Origin of the sequence: Terrabacter sp. Root85, from assembly GCF_001429185.1 — a bacterium.
Lineage (GTDB): Bacteria > Actinomycetota > Actinomycetes > Actinomycetales > Dermatophilaceae > Terrabacter.
In genome coordinates, this window is sequence record NZ_LMIW01000010.1 from 150732 (window position 1) to 170394 (window position 19663).

The 19663-nt window shown below is 72.5% G+C and carries 20 protein-coding genes; 8 read left to right on the top strand and 12 right to left on the bottom strand.

All coding sequences use genetic code 11. The features are described from left to right. The first annotated feature begins 43 nt into the window (after window positions 1-43). Both ASE25_RS15035 and ASE25_RS15040 read left to right on the top strand, forming a co-directional pair. Window positions 44-262, top strand: a complete 219-nt coding sequence (locus ASE25_RS15035; RefSeq protein ID WP_056773556.1) for a hypothetical protein — start codon at window positions 44-46, stop codon at window positions 260-262. 243 nt (window positions 263-505) lie between these two features. Continuing rightward, on the top strand, window positions 506-838 hold the full coding sequence (locus tag ASE25_RS15040; RefSeq protein ID WP_056773559.1) for an Lsr2 family protein: 333 nt from the start codon (window positions 506-508) through the stop codon (window positions 836-838). 136 nt (window positions 839-974) lie between these two features. Here the strand turns inward: ASE25_RS15040 and ligD (ASE25_RS15045) are convergent, their stop codons facing one another. Both ligD (ASE25_RS15045) and ligD (ASE25_RS15050) read right to left on the bottom strand, forming a co-directional pair. Then, window positions 975-1859 (bottom strand): non-homologous end-joining DNA ligase, encoded by an 885-nt coding sequence (ligD, locus tag ASE25_RS15045; RefSeq protein WP_056826439.1) that lies wholly within the window; start codon window positions 1857-1859, stop codon window positions 975-977. Beyond that, window positions 1859-2806, bottom strand: a complete 948-nt coding sequence (gene ligD / locus ASE25_RS15050) for a non-homologous end-joining DNA ligase (protein WP_056826441.1) — start codon at window positions 2804-2806, stop codon at window positions 1859-1861. The genes ligD (ASE25_RS15045) and ligD (ASE25_RS15050) overlap by 1 nt, the downstream gene beginning before the upstream one ends. Window positions 2807-2824: 18 nt before the next feature. On the opposite strand from ligD (ASE25_RS15050), the gene ASE25_RS15055 reads away from it, so the two are divergent. From ASE25_RS15055 to ASE25_RS15065, 3 genes are all read left to right on the top strand, one after another. Further along, window positions 2825-3781, top strand: a complete 957-nt coding sequence (locus ASE25_RS15055; protein WP_056826443.1) for a Ku protein — start codon at window positions 2825-2827, stop codon at window positions 3779-3781. 124 nt (window positions 3782-3905) lie between these two features. Then, entirely contained in the window at window positions 3906-5132 is a 1227-nt protein-coding gene (locus ASE25_RS15060; protein ID WP_056826445.1) for an acetyl-CoA hydrolase/transferase family protein, read from the top strand. 205 nt (window positions 5133-5337) lie between these two features. Beyond that, window positions 5338-6108, top strand: a complete 771-nt coding sequence (locus ASE25_RS15065) for an SDR family oxidoreductase (RefSeq protein ID WP_056826447.1) — start codon at window positions 5338-5340, stop codon at window positions 6106-6108. A gap of 117 nt (window positions 6109-6225) precedes the next feature. Here the strand turns inward: ASE25_RS15065 and ASE25_RS15070 are convergent, their stop codons facing one another. The 6 genes from ASE25_RS15070 to ASE25_RS15095 form a co-directional block, all read right to left on the bottom strand. Further along, entirely contained in the window at window positions 6226-7023 is a 798-nt protein-coding gene (locus ASE25_RS15070) for a sugar phosphate isomerase/epimerase (protein ID WP_056826450.1), read from the bottom strand. Between the two features lie 70 nt (window positions 7024-7093). Beyond that, complete coding sequence (locus ASE25_RS15075; RefSeq protein WP_056826452.1) at window positions 7094-8023, bottom strand: Ppx/GppA phosphatase family protein; 930 nt, start codon at window positions 8021-8023, stop codon at window positions 7094-7096. A 167-nt stretch (window positions 8024-8190) separates the two neighbouring features. Further along, window positions 8191-8925: an ABC transporter permease gene (locus tag ASE25_RS15080; protein WP_056773583.1), complete on the bottom strand. Its 735-nt coding sequence runs from the start codon at window positions 8923-8925 to the stop codon at window positions 8191-8193. Beyond that, on the bottom strand, window positions 8922-9683 hold the full coding sequence (locus ASE25_RS15085) for an ABC transporter ATP-binding protein (protein ID WP_056826454.1): 762 nt from the start codon (window positions 9681-9683) through the stop codon (window positions 8922-8924). Before ASE25_RS15085 ends, ASE25_RS15080 begins: the two co-directional genes overlap by 4 nt. Window positions 9684-9693: 10 nt before the next feature. Further along, the gene (locus ASE25_RS15090) at window positions 9694-10320 is read right to left on the bottom strand and encodes a TetR family transcriptional regulator (RefSeq protein ID WP_056826654.1); all 627 of its coding nucleotides are present in this window, start codon (window positions 10318-10320) and stop codon (window positions 9694-9696) included. A gap of 9 nt (window positions 10321-10329) precedes the next feature. Continuing rightward, window positions 10330-11697, bottom strand: coding sequence for a hypothetical protein (locus ASE25_RS15095; protein ID WP_056826456.1), 1368 nt, complete (start codon window positions 11695-11697; stop codon window positions 10330-10332). 253 nt (window positions 11698-11950) lie between these two features. Between ASE25_RS15095 and ASE25_RS15100 the strand changes: the two genes are divergently transcribed. From ASE25_RS15100 to ASE25_RS15110, 3 genes are all read left to right on the top strand, one after another. Then, window positions 11951-12751 (top strand): hypothetical protein, encoded by an 801-nt coding sequence (locus tag ASE25_RS15100; RefSeq protein WP_020145095.1) that lies wholly within the window; start codon window positions 11951-11953, stop codon window positions 12749-12751. Then, entirely contained in the window at window positions 12748-13446 is a 699-nt protein-coding gene (locus ASE25_RS15105) for a class I SAM-dependent methyltransferase (RefSeq protein ID WP_056826458.1), read from the top strand. Before ASE25_RS15100 ends, ASE25_RS15105 begins: the two co-directional genes overlap by 4 nt. A 162-nt stretch (window positions 13447-13608) precedes the next feature. Next, window positions 13609-14724: an NAD(P)/FAD-dependent oxidoreductase gene (locus ASE25_RS15110; RefSeq protein ID WP_056826460.1), complete on the top strand. Its 1116-nt coding sequence runs from the start codon at window positions 13609-13611 to the stop codon at window positions 14722-14724. Between the two features lie 72 nt (window positions 14725-14796). Here the strand turns inward: ASE25_RS15110 and ASE25_RS15115 are convergent, their stop codons facing one another. Genes ASE25_RS15115 through panD form a run of 4 tightly spaced genes read right to left on the bottom strand, consistent with a single transcriptional unit; the run spans window position 14797 to window position 19644 of the window. Next, on the bottom strand, window positions 14797-16437 hold the full coding sequence (locus ASE25_RS15115; RefSeq protein ID WP_056773600.1) for a LuxR C-terminal-related transcriptional regulator: 1641 nt from the start codon (window positions 16435-16437) through the stop codon (window positions 14797-14799). Window positions 16438-16489: 52 nt separating this feature from the next. After that, the gene (gene nadC / locus ASE25_RS15120; RefSeq protein ID WP_056826462.1) at window positions 16490-17374 is read right to left on the bottom strand and encodes a carboxylating nicotinate-nucleotide diphosphorylase; all 885 of its coding nucleotides are present in this window, start codon (window positions 17372-17374) and stop codon (window positions 16490-16492) included. Next, the gene (locus ASE25_RS15125) at window positions 17371-19197 is read right to left on the bottom strand and encodes an L-aspartate oxidase (RefSeq protein ID WP_056826464.1); all 1827 of its coding nucleotides are present in this window, start codon (window positions 19195-19197) and stop codon (window positions 17371-17373) included. Before ASE25_RS15125 ends, nadC begins: the two co-directional genes overlap by 4 nt. A gap of 12 nt (window positions 19198-19209) precedes the next feature. Next, a complete protein-coding gene (gene panD, locus ASE25_RS15130; RefSeq protein ID WP_056826466.1) occupies window positions 19210-19644 on the bottom strand; it encodes an aspartate 1-decarboxylase in 435 nt (144 codons plus the stop codon). Between the last annotated feature and the right edge of the window lie 19 nt (window positions 19645-19663).

Sequence of the window (19663 nt, forward strand, 5' to 3'; positions counted from 1 at the left end):
GCGCTCGTGAGGGGCGGCCGTGGCGCCGTGAGAAAATGTCGGCATGGAATCGGTCATGCCCTATCTGCTCGCCATCGTCCCGACGGTCGGTGTGGGCGCGCTCTTCTACTTCGTCATCAAGAGCATCCTCGAGGGAGACCGTCGCGAGCGCCTCGCCCAGGCCAGGTGGGAGGCCGAGCACGACCGCCGCGAGGCTGCCGCGAACGAGGCGTCGCAGGCCGCCGCGCCGGGCGCCGAGGCCACCCCGACGACGGAGCGCTGAGCCCCGGAGCGCCGAGCGTCGAGCGCGTGTCGACGACCGCGCGTCGACAAAGGACCCGCCACGGCAGGAACACCGCCTTTCCGTCATTCCTGCACGCGTCGGTGCATCTCTTTAGCGGTCGACCGCGCCATTGTTTCGATGGAAATGCATTTACGGAGTCTTCGCGCTAAATTGATCGTGCCCCGCGAGTCGCGTATTCGCGGAATCCCCTCCGAATTAGCGAACAACTTCAGATGGAGAAACATGGCTCAGCGTGTCGAAGTGGTGTTGATCGATGACATCGACGGTGGAAAGGCTGCCGAGACGGTGACCTTCGCGCTCGATGGCGTCACCTACGAGATCGACCTGTCCGACAAGAATGCCCGCAAGCTTCGCGACGACCTCGCGACGTGGACCGGTCACGCACGTCGGGCGGGTTCGGCCAAGGCCGCCTCGCGTCGTCGCGCGGGCGCCGCCTCGGCCAAGCGCAGCGACCTCGGCGCGGTCCGTGAGTGGGCCCGCGCCAACGGCCACACCGTCTCGGACCGGGGCCGCATCTCGGCCGACGTCCAGGCGGCCTACGACAAGGCGCACTGACCCCGGTCGGCGACGCAACCGAGAGGGCCCGGCACTCCGACGTGCCGGGCCCTCTCGCACGCCATGGGGAGGGCGTATGCCGTCACGGCCTCGCGCGAGCGGGCCCCCTCGCCTCCCGGCTCGCCCACCGCAGCGGTCAGCCCGTGATCTCGGCTGCCAGGTCGCCGTCCCGGGCCACGCGGTCGAGCACCTCGTCGGCGGTCAGCTGCTCGAGCTCGCCGCCGTCGGCGCCCGCCTCGATCTCGTCCCACGACCGGGGCGCCGCCACGGTCGGGCGGTCACGGCCGCGCAGGGAGTAGGGACAGACCGTCGTCTTGGCGGCGACGTTCTGGCTCCAGTCGAGGAAGATCTTGCCCGGGCGCAGCTCCTTGGCCATCTTCCACACGACGAGGTCGGGGTGGGCCTTGGTCAGCTCCTGCGCGAGCTGCTGGACGGTGTCGCGGATCTCGTCGCTCGTGTGCGCGCCGGGCAGGACGGCATACAGCTGGAGTCCCTTGCTGCCACTCGTGACCGGGACGGTGTCGAGCCCGATGCGGCCGAGACGTTCGCGCACGACGAGCGCGACGCGGGCGCACTCGCGCAGACCGGTACCCGGCCCGGGGTCGAGGTCGATGACGAGCCGGTCGGGGCCCCGCGGCACGGCATCACGCCCCTCCCCCTCGTAGCGCCACTGGTGCACGTGGAGCTCGAGCGAGTTGAGGTTGGCGAAGAACGTCAGCCCGGCGAGGTCGTCGATGAGCGGGAAGACGGGGTCGCGCCCAGCGCGCCGGATCCACGCGGGCGTGCCGGCCGGGATGTTCTTCTCGAAGAACTGCATGTCGCCGACCCCGTGCGGGAAGCGGATCCGCGTCACTGCGCGGTCGCGGAGGTGGGGAAGGATCACCGGCGCGATGCGCGCGTAGTAGTCGATGACCTGGGCCTTGGTCGTGCCGGCCCTCGGGTACATCACCTTCTCGAGGCTCGACAGCTTCATCCGTCGGCCGTCGACCTCGACGGTCACCTTGGTCGGCACGTACGCCATCACTCACCGTCCCCGTGGTCGTCGACGTCACCGGGCGTGAGGTCGCTGCGCAGGCCCTTGTATGCCGGCTGGCGCAGTCTCCCCTGAGCGCTGAGTCCCAGCGACTGCACGTCGGCCACAAGCACCGGGTGAACCCACGTCGCGCCGTTCGAGTCCTCGGCGGGGACGTCTGTGGCGAAGGGCGACTCGGCCGACGTGAGAGCCTGGAGGTCGCGCATGAGGGCCTGCCCCGTCTTGCCGGCCAAGCCGGACCCGACGCGCCCTAGATAGCGCAGGCCGCCCGGCCCGGGGACCCCGACGAGGACGGCACCGAGACGGTTCGACACGGTCTGCGTGGCCTCGGGCCGCCAGCCGCCGATGACGACCGAGACGGTGCCGCGGTGGGGCGACTTGAGCCAGTGGGGAGAGCGGAGCCCGGGCACGTAGACGGAGTCGACGCGCTTGGACACGATGCCCTCGAGGCCCTGCTCCTTCGTCGCGGCGTGCAGCGTCGTCCCGTCGGCGAACGTCGGCGGCGTCTGCCAGCGCGCGGCGGCGAGCTCGAGTCGCTCGAGCGTGGCGCGCCGGTCGGTCCACGTGCGCGGCATGAGGTCGACTCCGTAGAGCCGCAGCAGGTCGAAGGTCATCAAGGTGACCGGCGCAGCCTCGGCGAGCATCGCGGCCCGGCGGGCGTCGGTGACGTGGAACCGCTCGGCCATCGCGGCGAACGACGGCACGCCGTCGCGCATCGAGACGATCTCGCCGTCCAGCAGCATGTCGGCGTACTCGTTCGCGAGCCCGCGCAGCTCCGGGAACGCGACGGTGACGTCGCGTTCCGTGCGGGAGAAGAGGCGCATCTCGCCGTCCACGACGTCGGCCAGCACCCGCATGCCGTCCCACTTGACCTCGTGCTGCCAGCGGTCGCCGACCGGAATCGTCGTCGTCGGCGTCGCGAGCATGGGGCGCATGGGTGCATTCTTGTTCTCATGCGAGCCATCTGGAAAGGCGCCGTGTCGTTCGGCCTCGTCAATGTGCCGGTCCGACTCTTTTCGGCGACCGAGAACCACGACGTGCAGTTCCGGCAGGTCCACGAGAAGGACGGCGGCCGCATCAAGTACCAACGCGTCTGCTCGATCGACGGCGAGGAGGTGCCCTACTCCGACATCGCCAAGGGCTACGAGGCCGCCGACGGGCAGATGGTCGTGCTGACCGACGAGGACCTCAAGAGCCTTCCGACGCGGTCGACGAAGGAGATCTCGATCGAGAAGTTCGTGCCGTCCGAGCAGATCGACCCGCTGCTCTTCGACAAGAGCTACTACCTCGAGCCCGACAAGACGGGCCTCAAGCCCTACGTGCTGCTCCGCGACGCGCTCGAGAAGGCCGACCGGATGGCGCTCGTCACCGTGTCGGTGCGCACCCGGATGACGCTCGCCGTGCTCCGCGTGCGCGACGGCGTCATCGTGCTCCAGACGCTGCTGTGGGCCGACGAGGTCCGCGCCCCCGAGTTCGAGTCCCTCTCGGAGGAGACGCACGCGACGGCCAAGGAGCTCGCCATGGCGTCGTCGCTCGTCGACTCGCTGTCGGGCGACTACGAGCCCGACGAGTTCGAGGACGACTACTCCGAGGCCGTGACCCAGCTCGTCGCGACGAAGATCGAGGGCGGCGACATCACCGAGATGCCCGAGGCCAAGGGCGAGGAGACCGAGGTCGTCGACCTGCTCGCGGCCCTGCAGCGCAGCGTCGACAAGGCCAAGGCCGCCAAGACCGGCGGCTCGAGCGCCTCCGACGCCGACTCCGACTCCGAGAAGCCCGCGAAGAAGACCGCTGCGAAGGCCACGGCCACGAAGGCCACGACGCAGAAGAGCGCGGCGAAGAAGACGACGGCCAAGAAGTCGACGGCCAAGACCACGGCGAAGAAGGCGGCCACCAAGAAGGCCAGCTGACCCGCCGGCTCCGCCCCGTCGCCGACCGCCCCGACCCCCGCCACGCGCGAAGGGTCGGGGCGACGTTCGTCACGCCGGACGGCATACGCCCTCGCGGTGGCGCGCGCTGCGCGAGGATGAAGGAGTGCGGACGGCGACGATCGACGAGCTCACCCAGCGGCTTCGAGCGCTCCCGGAGAACCCCCGTGTCGTCGTCAGCGGCAACATGGCGGTCCCCTGGGAGGCGGTCCGGGCGCTCGACGCGGCCCAGCCGAGCTACGTGCTCCACGCGCTCAACGCTCCCGCCGGGCTGCCCGACCGCGACGGCGTGACCGTCGAGACGTGCTTCGTCGGACCGGGTATGCGTCGGCACCCCCGGCTGCGCTACGTGCCCTCGCGCCTGTCGCTCGTGCCGCTGCTCTACGGCCGGGCGCTGCCGCCGGACGCCGTGCTGCTCCACTGCGCGCCGCCGCGCAACGGCCAGGTCAGCATGGGACTCGAGGTCAACGTCCTGCCCGCGGCCCTCGAGGCGTGCCGGGCCCGGGGCGGGCTCGTCGTCGCGGTCGTCAACCCGCAGATGCCCTACACGTTCGGCGACGCCCAGGTGCCGCTCGAGCACGTCGACCTCGTCGTCGAGGTCGACGCACCGCTGCCCTCGCACGCAGCGACCGAGCCCGACCCCGAGAGCCGGCTCATCGGCGAGCGCGTGGCGGCCATGGTCCAGGACGGCGCGACGATGCAGCTCGGCATCGGCGCGGTGCCCGACGCGACGCTGTCCGCGCTGACCTCGCGCCGCGGCATCCGGATGTGGACGGAGATGTTCTCCGACGGCGTGCTCGCCCTCGACGAGGCCGGCGCCCTCGACCCGGACCACCCGCTCGTCACGTCGTTCAGCTTCGGCTCGACCGACCTCTACGCGTGGCTCGACGGCAACCCACGCGTGCGGATGATGCGCACCGAGAAGACGAACGACCCCGGCCTCATCGCCTCGCAGCGGCAGATGACCTCGGTCAACACCGCCCTCGAGGTCGACCTCTTCGGCCAGGCCAACGCCTCGCGCATCAACGCGCGCATCCACTCCGGCTTCGGCGGGCAGACCGACTTCATCGTCGGCGCGCTGCACTCCGCGGGCGGCCAGTCGTTCATCGCGCTCCGCTCGTGGCACCCCCGCGCCGACGTGTCGACGATCGTGCCGCTGCTCGACGAGCCGGTCACGAGCTTCCAGCAGAGCGCGATCGTCACCGAGCAAGGGGTGGCGCCGCTGTGGGGTCGCAGCGAGACGGACCAGTGCCACGACATCATCGAGAACTGCGCCCACCCGCGGGTCCGCGACGACCTCTGGGAGGAAGCCCAGGCCCTCGGCCTCGCCTGAGCCCGCGCCTGCCCGACCGAGCCGTATGCCGGCCCCCACCACACTCGAGTGAGCGCCCCCACCGTCCCCGTCGAGTGAGCGCCCCGCAACAGTCGAGTGAGCAGCCCGCCACACCAGCCCCGCGGATCGTGGGACGGAGCGCTCCCTCGAATGGGACTGAGCGCTCACTCGAGTGAGGGCGGGGTGGCGCTCGTAGGGTGGCGGGATGAGTTCTGCGCCCCCGCCTGACGCCCCCGCTCCCGCCACCGACCCGGACCGGCGGCCGGTCGCGGTCGTCACCGGCGGCACGCGCGGCATCGGGCTCGCCCTCGTGCGCGACCTCGCCCCGACGCACCACCTCGTCGTCGGCGGGCGCAGCGCCGAGTCGGTCGCGGAGGTCGTCGCCTCGCTCCCGTCCGCCGAGGGGCTCGTCGCCGACCTCGCCGACTGCTCCCCCGGCGGGTCGCTCGACACCGCCCTCGCGGCGCTCCTCCCACGCCTGCCTCGGGTCGACGTGCTCGTCCACTCGGCCGGCGTCCTGCGCAACGGCACCGTCGCCGGCTCGCCCGTGCAGGACTGGGCCGACTCGATGACCGTCAACGTCGTCGCCGTCGCTGCCGTCACCCGAGCGCTCCTGCCTGCCCTGCGCGTCGCCCACGGCCTCGTCGTCACCGTGAACTCGGGCTCCGGCCTGACGGCGACCCCTGCCTCGGGCGCCTACTGCGCCTCGAAGTTCGCCCTCCGAGCGCTCACCGACTCGCTGCGGCAGGAGGAGCGCGAGCACGGCGTCCGCGTCACCTCGCTCCACCCCGGCCGGGTCGACACCGACATGCAGCGCGAACTCGTCGAGTTCGAGGGCGCCGAGTACGACCCGGGCTCCTACCTCGACGTCTCCTCGGTCGTCCGGGCCGCGCGCCTGGCCATCGACGCCGGCCCTGACGCGAGCGTCGACATGGTCTCGGTGCGCCCTCGTGGCTGGCGCCCCGCGACCGCCTGATCCTCCCGACGTCCCCGGAGAGGCCCCTTCCGGGCAACACACCGAGCAGGTCACAACCCACCGGGATCGGATCGCGGTGGGTTGTTACCTGCACGGTGTGTTGCCGGGTGGAGGCGGTCAGATGCGGCTGGCGCCTCGGGTCGGGACGAGGGAGAGCCGGGCGAAGGCCAGCGCCTCGGCGAGATCGACCTCGCGCTGGTCCCGCCCCACCTTGCGCGTCGACACCTCGACGACGACGTCGCCGCCCCAGCCGCTGTCGGCGAGGTGCTCGAGCACGGCTCCGCACGGCTCGCCACCGCGCCCGGGGACGAGGTGCTCGTCGAGGAACGAGCCGAGTCCGTCGGCGAGGTGCAGGTGCGCGAGTCGCGACCCGAGCGACTGCGCCATGAGCAGCGCGTCGGAGCCGGCGGTCGCCGTGTGCGAGAGGTCGAGCGTCACGTTGTCGTAGGGCTGGCCCACCGGGTCCCAGTGCGGGAGGTAGGCCATGACCTCGCGCCGCGCCGTGCGCCACGGATACATGTTCTCCACCGCGAGCCTGATCCCCGACTCGTGCTCACGCAGCGCCACCCCGTCGACGAACCCGGCGGCATACTCCCGCTGCCAGCGGAAGGGAGGGTGCAGCACGACGGTGCCGGCACCCACCTCGAGCGCGAGGTCGATGGAGCGGTCGACCTTGCCCCACGGGTCGGTCCCCCACACGCGCTGGGTCAGCAGCAGGGTCGGCGCGTGGACGGAGACGATCGGCAGGGCGTGCAGCTCCGACAGCGCCCGCAGGGCACCGGCCTCCTGCGTCACGGGGTCGGTCCAGACCATGACCTCGATCGCGTCGTAGCCGAGCCGCGCCGCGGTCGCGAAGGCGGTCGCCGCGTTGTCGGGGTAGAGCGAGGCGGTCGACAGTGCGACCCGGATGGTCATGCGGCCATTCTGCGCCACGCACCCGGGGCGGGTTCGGGCCGGGCCGTGCGTCCGCTGTGGATCCGGTGCGTCACGACGTCAGGTGGTCGAGGCGACGGAGGATGAGGCCCTCGCGCAGGGCCCACGGGCAGATGTCGAGCTGCTCGACCTGGAGCAGGTCGAGCGCGGCCTCGGCAACGAGCGCCCCCGCGTAGAGCTGGCGGGCGCGACCCTCGGAGACCCCGGGCAGGTTCGAGCGTGCGGCGGTGTCGAGCCGTCCGACGCGAGCCACGATCTCGTGGAGGTCGTCGCGCGAGAGCGTCCGCGGCACGAACGGGCCCTCGGCGCGCGGCGCGGCACCCGCGATGCGGGCGAGCGAGCGCATCGTCTTGGAGGTCCCGACCGCTCGGTCGGGGCTCCCGGACGTCAGCAGCGGTCGCACGTGCTCGGCGAGGCTCGACCGGACGTGTGCGCGCAGCTCGCGAGCGGCCAGCTCCGAGGGCGGGTCACCGGGCAGCCGCTCGCGGGTCAGGCGTCCGGCACCCAGCGGCAGGCTGAGGGCCACGTCGGGCTCCTCGTCGAGACCGCACGCCAGCTCGAGCGAGCCGCCGCCGATGTCGACGACGAGCAGGCGCCCGCTCGACCAGCCGAACCAGCGACGCACGGCGAGGAACGTCATCCGCGCCTCGTCCGCGCCGCTCAGGGCCTCGAGCTCGACGCCGGTCTCGGTGCGCACCCGCTCGATGATCGCCTCGCCGTTCGGCGACTCGCGCAGCGCCGACGTCGCGAAGGCGAAGAGGTCGCTGACGCCCTGGTCCTCCGCGACGTCGAGGCACTCGCGGATGAAGGCGACGAGCCGGTCGGCCGTCGCGTCGCTGACCCGGCCGTCGGCCTCGAGGCTCTCCGAGAGGCGCAGCTCGGTCTTGTGCGAGAAGGCAGGCAGCGGCTGCGCGCCGGGGTGTGCGTCGACGACGAGCAGGTGGACCGTGTTGGACCCGATGTCGATGACGCCCAGGCGCATGCCCCAACCCTAGTGCCGGGGCCGGCCGCGCCCTCACCCTCGGCCCTCCCCCGCCGAACGCGGCGTTCGACGGCGAACGCGCTGGCAGAACACTGAGTTCGCGACCGAACGCGGCGTTCGGTCGTGGCCGAGGGGGCGTCTTCCGTCGACCGAGGGGGCGTATGCCGTCAGGCGGAGCGGCGGCTCAGCGTGAGCGAGGCGAGGGCGAGGGCTCCGGCGATGAAGGCCGCGACGATGCCGAGGTCGCCGAGCACCGCGGTCACAGGGTCGGCATTGCGCGCGATCTCCTTCATCGCATCGACGGCGTAGGAGAGCGGCAGGACGTTGCTGACCCACTCGAGGACGGTCGGCAGCTGGTCGCGCGGGATGAGCAGCCCGCAGAGCAGGAACTGCGGCAGGAGGAAGGCGGGCATGAACTGCACCGCCTGGAACTCGGTGCGCGCGAAGCCGCTCGCGAGCAGGCCCAGCGCCGTGCCGAGGACGGCGTCGAACACCGCGACGACGACGAGCAGCCACACCGGCCCGGCAACGCCGAGACCGCACACCCAGACCGCGAATCCCGTTGCGATCACAGCCTGCACGACGGCGAGCGCTCCGAAGGCACCGGCATACCCGAGCATGAAGTCACCCTTGCCCATGGGCGTGGTCAGGAGACGCTCGAGCGTGCCGGACTGGCGCTCACGCAAGGTCGCGACGGAGGTGACGATGAACATCACGACCATCGGGAAGACGCCGAGCAGGGCCGGGCCGATCGCGTCGAAGACGGGCGTGCCGGTGTAGATCCACGCGAGCAGGCCGAGCAGGACGCACGGCACGACGATGATGAGGCCGATGGTGCGGTGGTCGGTGCGCACCTGGCGCAGGACGCGGCCGGAGGTGGCCGCGGTGAGTCCGGCGTTCACGACGAGCTCCTCTCTCCGGACCGGGCGGTCTCGGCGTCGATGAGGGCGAGGAAGGCGGCGTCGGCATCGACGGCGCCCGTCTGCTGGAGCAGCTCGGCAGGCGTGACGTCGGCGAGGACGCGACCCTCGCGGAGCAGCACGAGCCGGTCGCAGCGCGTCGCCTCGTCCATGACGTGGCTCGACACGACGAGCGAGTGTCCGCGGTCGGCGAGGTGGCGGAAGAGGTCCCACAGGTCACGGCGCAGGACCGGGTCGAGGCCGACGGTGGGCTCGTCGAGCACGAGCAGGCTCGGCCGGCCGACGAGCGCGGCGGCGAGGGAGACGCGGGACTCCTGACCACCCGAGAGGTCCTGGACGAGCTGGTCGGCGTAGGACACGAGGTCCACCTCGGCGAGGGTGCGGTCGACGGCCTCGCGCAGGGAGGCGCCGCGCAGACCGATGGCCCGACCGAAGTAGGTGACGTTGTCGCGGACGCTGAGGTCGGCATAGACGCTGGGACTCTGCGTGACGTAGCCGACGCGGTCGCGCAGCGTGGGCGAGCCCGCCGGATGGCCGAGGACCGTGACGGTGCCCGACTCGAGGATCTGCACGCCGACGATGCAGCGCATGAGCGTCGACTTGCCCGAGCCGGACGGCCCGAGCAGGCCGACCACCTGGCCAGCGGGGATCTCGAGGTCGAGGCCCGGGATGACCCGCCGCTTCCCGCGCACGGCCTGCAGGCCGCTCACGGCGACCGCCGGACCACTGTTATTCATCATGTGATGAAATCTACTCCTGCTCGGGCACCCTGTCCACGAGATGGTGCTGGAGGACGGGTCCGATGCGCTCGACGAGCTGCTCGCGCGTCGCGTCGGCCAGCGCCGGCACCCGGATGACGTAGCGCGCCACGACGAGCCCGATCATCTGCGACGCGGCCAGGGCCCCGCGCAGCTGCGGGTCCGAGGCCCCGGTGCTCGCGGCGATGCGGCCGAAGACCTCGCGCCCGAGGAACTCCCGCAGCATGCGCGCGGCCTCCTCGCTCGTCATGCTCGACCGGACGAGCGCCACGAGGGCGTCACGCCGCTCCGGCGGCTCCCAGACCGTCAGGAAGGTCTCGACGATCCGCCACCCGAGCCGGTCGACGTCACCCGACGTGATGCGCGCGATGAGCTCGGCCGGGTCGACCGGCACGTCGAGCGTGGCCGCGAAGAGGCCCGCCTTGCCCTCGAAGTAGTGGTGCACGAGCGCAGGGTCGACGCCGGCCTCACGGGCGATCCCGCGCATGCTCGCCTTGTCGTATCCCTTGGCCGCGAACGACTTTCGAGCGGCGTCGACGATCACCGCGCGCGTGTCGGTGCCGCCGGGACGGCGTCCGCGCCCCTTCGGCGTCGTCTCGCTGCCGGCTCTCGACGTCATGCCCACACGCTAGTCCTCGCCCGCGTCGACCCCTGGCGTATGCCGTCCGGCGGCGTCGCGCAGCACCGCCGCGGCCCGCTCGCCCCTGGCCCAGAGCGCCCAGCGGTAGGGCGTCGTGCCGTGCATCGCGTCGACGACGGTCGGGTCGGCGCCGACCTCGAGCAGCGCGGTGACGAGATCGACGTCGTCCATGAACGCCGCCCGGTGCAGAGCCGTGCGCCCGTCGCGGAGGCTATCGACGCGAGCACCGGCGGCGACGGCGGCGCGGACGGCTTCGGGCGTGGCCGCTCGGTGGATGTCAGGCACCCTCGGGTCACCCGGCCACGGGCCGGTGACCGGGATGCCGTCGCCCACGACATCGCCCGGTGCAAGGTGCTCGGAGCCCTCTGTCGCCAGACCGTGGGCGACGAGGAGCTCGAGGCGGTCGACGAAACCATGGGCGCGCGCCCAGTCGACCTGACGAGCGACCATCTCCTCGAGGGTCTCGGCGGGCTCGCCCGTGCGGCGGGCCCAGACGTCGGAGGAGGGCCGGCCGAGCCCGTGCTCGAGGAGCAGCTCGAGGTGGCTGTCGTCGCGGTTGAACATCCGGTTGTAGAGCGCCTGCCGGTCGTTGGGGTCGGCGCCGCGCTCGAGGAGCAGCTCGCCGAGCGCCCGCCACTGCGGGTGCCGGGGCTGGCGGCCCGGCCCCTGCTCGCCCTCACCGAAGACGCCGGTCAGCGCGGTGAAGGCGGTGGGCAGCCCCTGCCAGAGGTAGCCGCTGTCGGGGTCGGCCCCGGCATCGAGCAGCACCCGCACAGAGGAGACCGCGTCGCCCTGCGGCATCCGCGAGTAGACGACGTAGAGCAGGGGCGGCCATCGGAAGGGGCCGCCCTCTCGGGTCGCCGCTCCGCGGTCTGCGGCGACGTGCGATCGCAGGGCCTCCGCGTCGCCGGCGGCCGCCGCGACGAAGACGTCGCGGTTCACGAGTTCCGGATCGTCCGCGAGCAGCCGCGCTGCACGGGACCAGCGCTCGGGCTCGTCACGCTCGGTGTACGTCAGACACGCGAGCGCCGCTGCGAGAGACGCGAACTCGCCGGCGTCGACTGCGGTCGATGCCTCCGGCGCCGGGTCGAGAGCGGCGGGGTCGCGGCTCAGGTCCGCGGCCGCGGCGAGGTACGCGCGAAGCCGCGGCCAGCTCGCGAAGCCGAGCCGTCGCGCCACGACGAGCTGCGCGTCGGCCAGGGCGAAAGACGCCGTCTCGGCGGGCAGCCCCTCGGGATGAAATCGGGACACCAGGCTCAGTGCGACCGGTTGGGCGGACCGGACGGCGCGCTGCAGGCTGCGTGCATCGCGCCGCAGGTGCTCGAGGTCGGGGTTGGCGGGCAGGGACAGGGCCATGACGGCCTCCTCTCGTCGTGCCCGCGTGCGCTCGTCGGGCCGAAAGGAGGTCGGACCGCATTGCTGCCGTGCCCCAGGGAGGCTGAGCCCCTTCCCGCGCACCGGTGGCGACCTGGACGCCACGGTCAGCGTACGCCGCCGCCCGCACCCGGGGAAGCACACGGCATACGCACGCAGGGCCCGCTCGCGACGCACCATCCACGGGGTGGGCGTCGTCGGCGCGGTGGAAACGTCGGCGGCATAGGGTGAGCCGGTGGCTGAAGCACCTCTGGACCTCCCCCGCGTCTGGGTCGAGTTCACCGACCCCGCCGACACGAACCAGCGCTACCGGTGTGACCTGACCTGGCTGACGAGCAGCTGGACGTGCATCTTCGGCAGCGGCTGCCAGGGCATCTACGCCGGCCGGCCAGACGACGGGTGCTGCACCCTCGGCGCCCACTTCACCGAGAAGGACGACTGGAAGCGCGTCGCCAAGGCTGTCGAGGACCTCGGCGAGGACGAGTGGGAGTACCACTCGGTCGGCCGCGCCACGGGGAGCAAGGACGACTGGACCGAGAAGGAGGACGGCGCGCGCAAGACCAAGGTCGTCGACGGCGCCTGCATCTTCCTCAACCGACCCGGCTTCCCGGCAGGCGCCGGGTGCGCGCTGCACCAGCACGCGGTCCTCACGGGCGTCGAGCCGCACACCCTCAAGCCCGACGTGTGCTGGCAGCTGCCGATCCGCCGCACCTTCCGCACCGTCGAGCTGCCCGACGACTCGAGCTACCTCGAGGTGACGATCACCGAGTACGACCGCCGCGGCTGGGGCCCCGGCGGCCACGACCTCGACTGGTACTGCTCCGGCAACTCCGAGGCGCACGTCGGCCGCGAGCCGGTCTACCGCTCCAACGCGCCCGAGCTCACCGAGCTCATGGGACCGCTCGCCTACGCCGAGCTGGCGATCCGCGCCGAGGCGCACCTCGCCCAGGTCAAGGCTGTCCGCGCGCGCGGCGTGCGCAAGCTGCTGCCGCTGCTCGTGCACCCCGCCACGATCGAGGCACAGCGCAACCCATGAGCGACGAGTCCGGGATCATCCCCTCCCCCAACATCTGGGAGACGCCCGACGTCTACGAGGTCGAGAACCGCGGCGTCGACCGCGCCCACGTCATCGAGGACGCGATGCGGTCGGTCCTCGACTGGTTGGGTCTCGACGTCGTCGACATCGGGTGCGGCACGGGCTACCACCTGCCGTTCTTCGCCCGCGATGCACGCTCGGTCGTCGGCGTCGAGCCACACCCACCGCTCGCTTCGCTTGCGGCACAACGCATCTCGAGTATGCCGTCCGTCTCGGTCCGTGAGGAGGGCGCGGCTGCGATCGGGGTGGCCGACCGGTCGTTCGACGTGGCGCACGCACGGTGGGCGTACTTCTTCGGGCCCGGGTGCGAGCCCGGTCTCGCCGAGCTCGACCGCGTCATGCGGCCGGGCGGAGCGGCGTTCGTCGTCGACAACGACGCGACCCGCTCGACGTTCGGTCAGTGGTTCCGCCGGGCGCTGCCGGGCTACGACCCGCGCGCGGTCGAGCGCTTCTGGGAGCGGCAGGGCTGGCAGCGCGAGCGCCTCGACATCCGGTGGGACTTCGACTCGCGCGAGGACTTCGAGGCCGTCGTCGGCATCGAGTTCGCACCCGAGCACGCCGACCTCATCCTCGCCGAGCATCCCGACGCCACCGGCGTCGACTACGCCGTCAACCTCTGGCACCGACGCTACTGACGCCCGTCGAGAGGCCGGCTCGGGCCGCCCCCGACCCGTCGAGAGGCCGGACCCGGCGTGGTCATTCCTACCCATGCCCTGCGTCGGGGATGGGCACCGCTGCCGACGCGGTGACCGCCCTGCCCTTCCTACCGTCGAGACATCGACCACCGGGAGGACACCATGGAGACCATCGAGACCGTCATCGTCGGCGCCGGCCAGGCAGGGCTGGCCATGGCGCACGAGCTCGCCGAGCGGGGGCGCGAGTGCGTGCTCCTCGAGCGCAACGAGGCCGTCGGGGACGGCTGGCGCCAGCAGTACGACTCGCTCCGGCTCTACTCCTCCGTCCGGCACGACTCCCTGCCCGGGATGCCGTTCCCGGGCGACCCCCGGTCGTTCCCCGGCAAGGACGAGGTCGCGGCCTACCTCCAGTCGTATGCCGCCCGCTTCCGTCTGCCCGTTCGCCTCGGCGTGCGGGTGGAGCGGCTTGCAGCCGCGCCAGCGGGTGACGGATTCGTCGTCACGACCGACCGCGGCAGCATCGCCTGTCGCAACGTCGTCGTCGCGACAGGGACTTTCGGGCGGGCGCCGCACGTGCCGGCCTTCGCGGCCGACGTCGACGCGTCGATCCTCCAGCTGCACTCGAGCCAGTACCGGCGGCCCAGCCAGCTGCGCGAGGGGTCGGTGCTCGTCGTCGGCGCCTCGCACTCCGGCTGCGACATCGCCTACGAGCTCGCCGAGGGCCGGCGTACCGTGCTGGCCGGGCGTGACTGCGGCCAGATCCCCGTGCGCTGGGACACCCCCGCCGTGCACGTGGCGTTCCCCTTCCTGCTCTTCGCGTGGCGCCACGTGCTGACGCGCCGGACCCCGGTCGGCCGGAAGATGATGGCCGAGATCCGCCACCACGGCGGACCGATGCTCCGGGTCAAGCGGGAAGACCTCGCCGCGCGTGGTGTCGAGCGCCAGGTGCAGCGCGTCACCGGCGTGGCCGACGGACGCCCGACCCTCGACGACGGGACGGTCCTCGACGTCGCCAACGTCGTCTGGGCCACGGGGTTCGAGCAGCGCTTCGACTGGATCGACCTCCCCATCATCGGCGAGGACGGCTGGCCGCGGGAGTACCGCGGTGTCTCCACGGACGTGCCCGGCCTCTTCTTCTGCGGACTCGCCTTCCAGTATGCGTTCGCCTCGATGGTGCTGCCCGGCGTCGGTCGCGACGCGGCTCACGTGGCGGCCCACATCGCCAGGAGGTCGGCCGCACCCACCACGCCGATCGAGGTGGGCGCCGCTGCCGGGTGAGACCACCAGGGAGGTGCGGTGCCGGACCGGTCGAGGGCCTCGACCGGTTCGGTTCTCAGTGGTTCGGCGAGGTCAGGGCTGACGGCGTACGAGGTCGTGCTCGAAGGCGAAAGCCGCTGCGGCCGTGCGGCTCCCGACGTCGAGCTTGGTGAAGATGTTGCTCAGGTGGCGGGCCACGGTCCGGTCGCTCAGCACGAGCGCGGTCGCGATCTGGGCGTTGCTCCGGCCCTCGGCGACGAGGCCGAGCACCTCGACCTCGCGCTCGGTGAGGCCCGCGGGTCGCGTCCCGGGTGAGCCCAGCCGGTCGAGCGCGTCGACGTCGGGTCGGGCCCCGAGCGCCACGAGCACCTCGCGCGCCGACGCCAGTGACCGCCGGGCCGACTCGTCGTCGCCCAGCGCGAGGAGCGCCCGCCCGCCGGCCGCCTGGGCGAGCGCGGCCTCGTGCGGCACGTCGAGGCGCACCCAGGCCTGGTGCGCCTTGCGCAGGTAGGGCAGCGCACCCGCCGGGTCGCCGGCAGCCAGCTCGACGCGGCCCCAGGCCGTGGCCGCCGTCGCGGCGAGCACCTCTGACCCGAAGGACTCCGCGAGGCCGTCGAGCTCGCGAGCACCGTCCCGGGCTGCGTCGACGTCGTTCGCGGCAAGCAGGACGTCCACGGCGGCCGGCAGGATCCGGCTGCGTCGCACCGCCGGTCCCGGCTCACCGAGCAGCCTGCGCACCGCCGCGAGCGCGGCAGCCGTCCTCCCCCGGGCCAGCCAGAGCAGGGCCGACCCCGGCTGTGGGTCGTAGCCGTGCTCCGCACTCAGCTGGTAGGCCGCGTCGGCGGCCTCGAGGTCGCCGCGTAGGCGCAGCAGGTCGCCGCGTTCGCAGGCGGCCTGCCCGACGGCGTCGGTGGCACTCGCCAGCCGATAGCGCTCGATGGCCGCCGTGAGCTCGTCGAGCGCGGCGTCCCAGGCGCCGTGGGCGCGCATCACTTGGGCGCGGTGCAGGCTGCACTGCCCGGTGAAGGTCACGAGGCCTGGCTGGTCGGTGCACCAGCGGTGCAGCAGCTGCGTCCACTCGACGACGCGACGTAGGTCGGAGACCTCCTGACAGCCCTCGATGGCCGTGCAGTACACGTGCCCGAGCATGACCGGGGCCAGGGTCCGGGTCGTCGCCTCGAGCATCGACTCGTCGAGGAGGGAGAGACCATCGGTCACGCGGTCGCCGTAGATGGCCATCCGACCCTGAGCGCACAGCCCGGTCGCCAGCAGGCCTGCGTCGTCATGGCGTCGTCCGGCCTCGGTCGCCTCGAGCGCGCACGCGTGGGCCTCCGCGAAGCGACCCGCACCGAGGTGCGTGAACATCCGCGCGAACGCGACGTAGCCGGACTCCAGGCTCCCGTCGGGCAGTGCCGCGACGAGGCGCTCACCGCGGCTGAGCCACGCAGCTGCCGCAGAGTGGTCTCCGCTCGTGCGGCCGATCATCGACAGGTGGAAGGCGCACCGAGCGGCCCCTGCGGTGTCGTGCTCGGAAAGCCTGCCGTCGAAGGCCCGCCGATAGCGTTCGACGGCGTCCGTCATGCGTCCGAGCAGGTGCGCTGCCGCGGCGGACGACTCGAGGTCGTCGGCCGTCAGCCCCTCGGGCTCGACCGCGGACCACCGGTCGAGGGCGGCCGACCACTCACCGCGCTCGAACTCGGCTCTGGCGCGCACCAGCTCGTCGACGACACCCACGGCACCCTCCTGCCCCGCAGGCTACGCCCGCCGACGTGGCCTTTCGACGGGTTCAGTCGGTGAGGTCGAGGGCGATGTCGACGATGGGTGAGCTGTGCGTCAGGCCGCCGACCGACACGAAGTCGACCCCGGTCCCGGCGTACTCCCGCACGACGTCGAGCGTCAGACCACCGGTCGCCTCGATCTCGACGGGCTCGCCGGCGGCGCGGAGCAGGCCGACCGTCTCGCCGAGCACGTCGACGCTCATGTTGTCGCACATGATGAAGCGCGCCCCGGCGTCGTAGGCCTCCTGCGCCTCGGCCGGCGTCGTCACCTCGACCTGCACGTCGACGTCGGGGAAGCGCCCGCGGACGAGCGCATACGCCGCCGCCACCGAGCCGGCCGCGAGCTTGTGGTTGTCCTTGATCATCGCGACGTCGTAGAGACCCATGCGCTTGTTCGTGCCGCCGCCGCAGCGCACGGCGTACTTCTCGAGCCAGCGCATGCCCGGCGTCGTCTTGCGCGTGTCGAGGACCATCGTCGACGTGCCCTCGAGCGCGTCCGCCCAGCGACGGGTGTGGGTGGCCACGCCCGACAGCCGGCTCAGGATGTTGAGGATCGTCCGCTCGGCCACGAGGATCACCTGGGTGGGCCCGGACAGCCGCGCGATGACGTCGCCGCGCTCCAGCCGCGAGCCGTCGTCGCCCACGACCTCGACCGTCGGCACGTCACGGCCGAGCTGCTCCGCGACCGCCCCCAGCACGAGGCCGATGACCGGCACGCCTGCGACGACGCCCGGCGCCCGCGCGACGATCTCGGCCGTTCGCGTCTGGTCGAAGGGGATCGTCGCGAGCGTCGTCACGTCGACACCCTCGGGACCGAGGTCCTCACGGAGCGCGACCGTGACGAGCTCACGCGCCCACTCGTGCGGGAACCCGCTCAGTCCGTCGCCGCTCACTGCGTCTCCTCCGTCGATCCCACCCGTTGCGTATGCCGTCCAGCCCCGTTCGCGGGTCGCGCCCCGTCCGCGCGGTCCTCGTCGAGCACGTCGAGCGGCACCGAGCCGTCGAGGTCGAGGCCGTCGAGGTTCGAGCGGGGCACGGGCACGACCGTCGCCTCGAGCACGCCAGAGCCGGATCGCTGGAGGTGCACGTGGTGCAGGAAGTGCGCGTCGTCGCGGGCCGGGAAGTCCTCGCGCACGTGACCGCCACGGGTCTCGTCACGCAGCGCGGCGGCATACGTCAGCGCGCGCCCGAGGTGGAGCAGGTTGGTCGTCTCCCAGCTCTTGGGACCGCCCTGCTTGTCGGCGTCGTCGGCGACGGCGCGCGCCGCGAGCGCCGCGAGCGTCTCCTGCGTCGCGGCGAGCGACGCGGCTGAGCGCACCGTTCCGGCCCCCGACGTCATGGCGCGCTGCACGTCGAGGCGGCGCTTGCCGCGGATCAGCTCGGGCTCACCGACCGGTGCGACGGGCGTCGTCTCGGGGAGCTCGCCGGCGCCGAGCCGGGCCGTGAGGTCGTCGGCGATGCGGCGCGCGAAGACGAGCCCCTCGAGGAGCGAGTTGCTGGCGAGGCGGTTGGCGCCGTGGACGCCGGTGCACGAGGTCTCGCCGCACGCGTAGAGGCCCTCGAGCGAGGAGCGGCCGCGCAGGTCGGTGCGCACGCCACCGCTCGCGTAGTGCTGCGCGGGTGCGACCGGGAGCAGCTGGGTCGCAGGGTCGAAGCCGAGCTCGCGGCAGCGCTGGACGATCGAGGGGAAGCGCTGCTCGAGGAACTCGGCGCCGAGGTGGCGGCAGTCGAGGTAGACGTGGTCGGTGCCGGTCTCGCGCATCCGGGCGATGATGGCGCGGGCCACGACGTCGCGCGGCGCGAGGTCGGCGAGCGGGTGCTGGCCCTGCATGAAGCGCTCTCCCGCCTCGTCGACGAGGAAGGCGCCCTCGCCGCGGACCGCCTCGGAGATGAGCGGCTGCTGGCCGCGCGAGCCCTCGCCGAGCCACAGGACCGTCGGGTGGAACTGGACGAACTCGAGGTCGGCGAGCACGGCGCCGGCCCGCAGTGCGGCCGCCATGCCGTCTCCGGTCGCGACGGACGGGTTCGTCGTCGAGGCGTAGATCTGGCCGAGTCCACCGGTGGCGAGCACGACGGCACGGGCGTGGGCCGCGCCGACCCCGTCGACCTGCCCCTCGCCGATGACGTGGAGCGTCACGCCGCACACCCGGGCGTCCGCGTCGGTCAGCAGGTCGACGACGAGGGCGTGCTCGATCACCTCGATGCCGGGGTCGTCGCGCACGCGGTCGAGGGCGGCGATGAGGGCGCGGCTGATCTCGCGGCCCGTGGCGTCACCACCGGCATGGAGGATGCGGTCGCGGTGGTGCCCGCCCTCCCGGGTCAGGGACAGTCCGCCCGTGTCGCCACGGTCGAACTCGGCCCCGAGGGCGATGAGGTCCCAGACGGCGTCGGTGCCCTCGCGCACGAGCGCCTCGACGGCGTCGACGTCACAGAGGCCGACACCGGCGACGAGGGTGTCGTGGATGTGCTCGGCGGCACTGTCCTCGGGCGACATGACGGCGGCGATGCCGCCCTGCGCCCAGGCCGTCGAGCCCTCGTCGAGGACGGTCTTGGTCACGAGGAGCACGCGGTCGACGCGGCGCCTCAGCCGCAGGGCCGTCGTGAGGCCGGCGACGCCGGAGCCGACGACGATGACGTCGGCGGTGGCCGTCCAGCCGGGCGCGGGCGCACGCAGCCGCCGGGGGACGGTCACGTCGGGGAGCCCGCTCTGCGGCATACGGCTGGCCTCTCAGTCCTGGTACTCGTGGTGTCGCCCGGTGACGGCGGAGGTCAGCAGACCGAAGCCGTCGGGCACGTCACCTGCATCGTGCCCCACCTCGACGACGCGGTTGTCGTCGTCGACGAAGACGACCTGCGGCTCGAAGGTGCGTGCCTCGGCATCGTCCATCGCGGCGTACGCGATGATGATGACCGTGTCACCGGGCGAGATGAGCCGGGCCGCCGCGCCGTTGATGCAGACGATGCCGGTGCCGCGCTCGCCCTCGATCGCGTAGGTCGTCAGGCGGTTGCCGTTGTCGACGTCGACGACGTCGACCTGCTGGCCCGGCCACAGGTCGGCGGCGTCGAGCAGGTCGCGGTCGATCGTCAGGGAGCCGACGTAGTGCAGGTCGGCCTGCGTCACCGTGGCCCGGTGGATCTTCGAGTGGAGCATGAAGCGCTGCACGGCAGGGTTCCTCGGAATC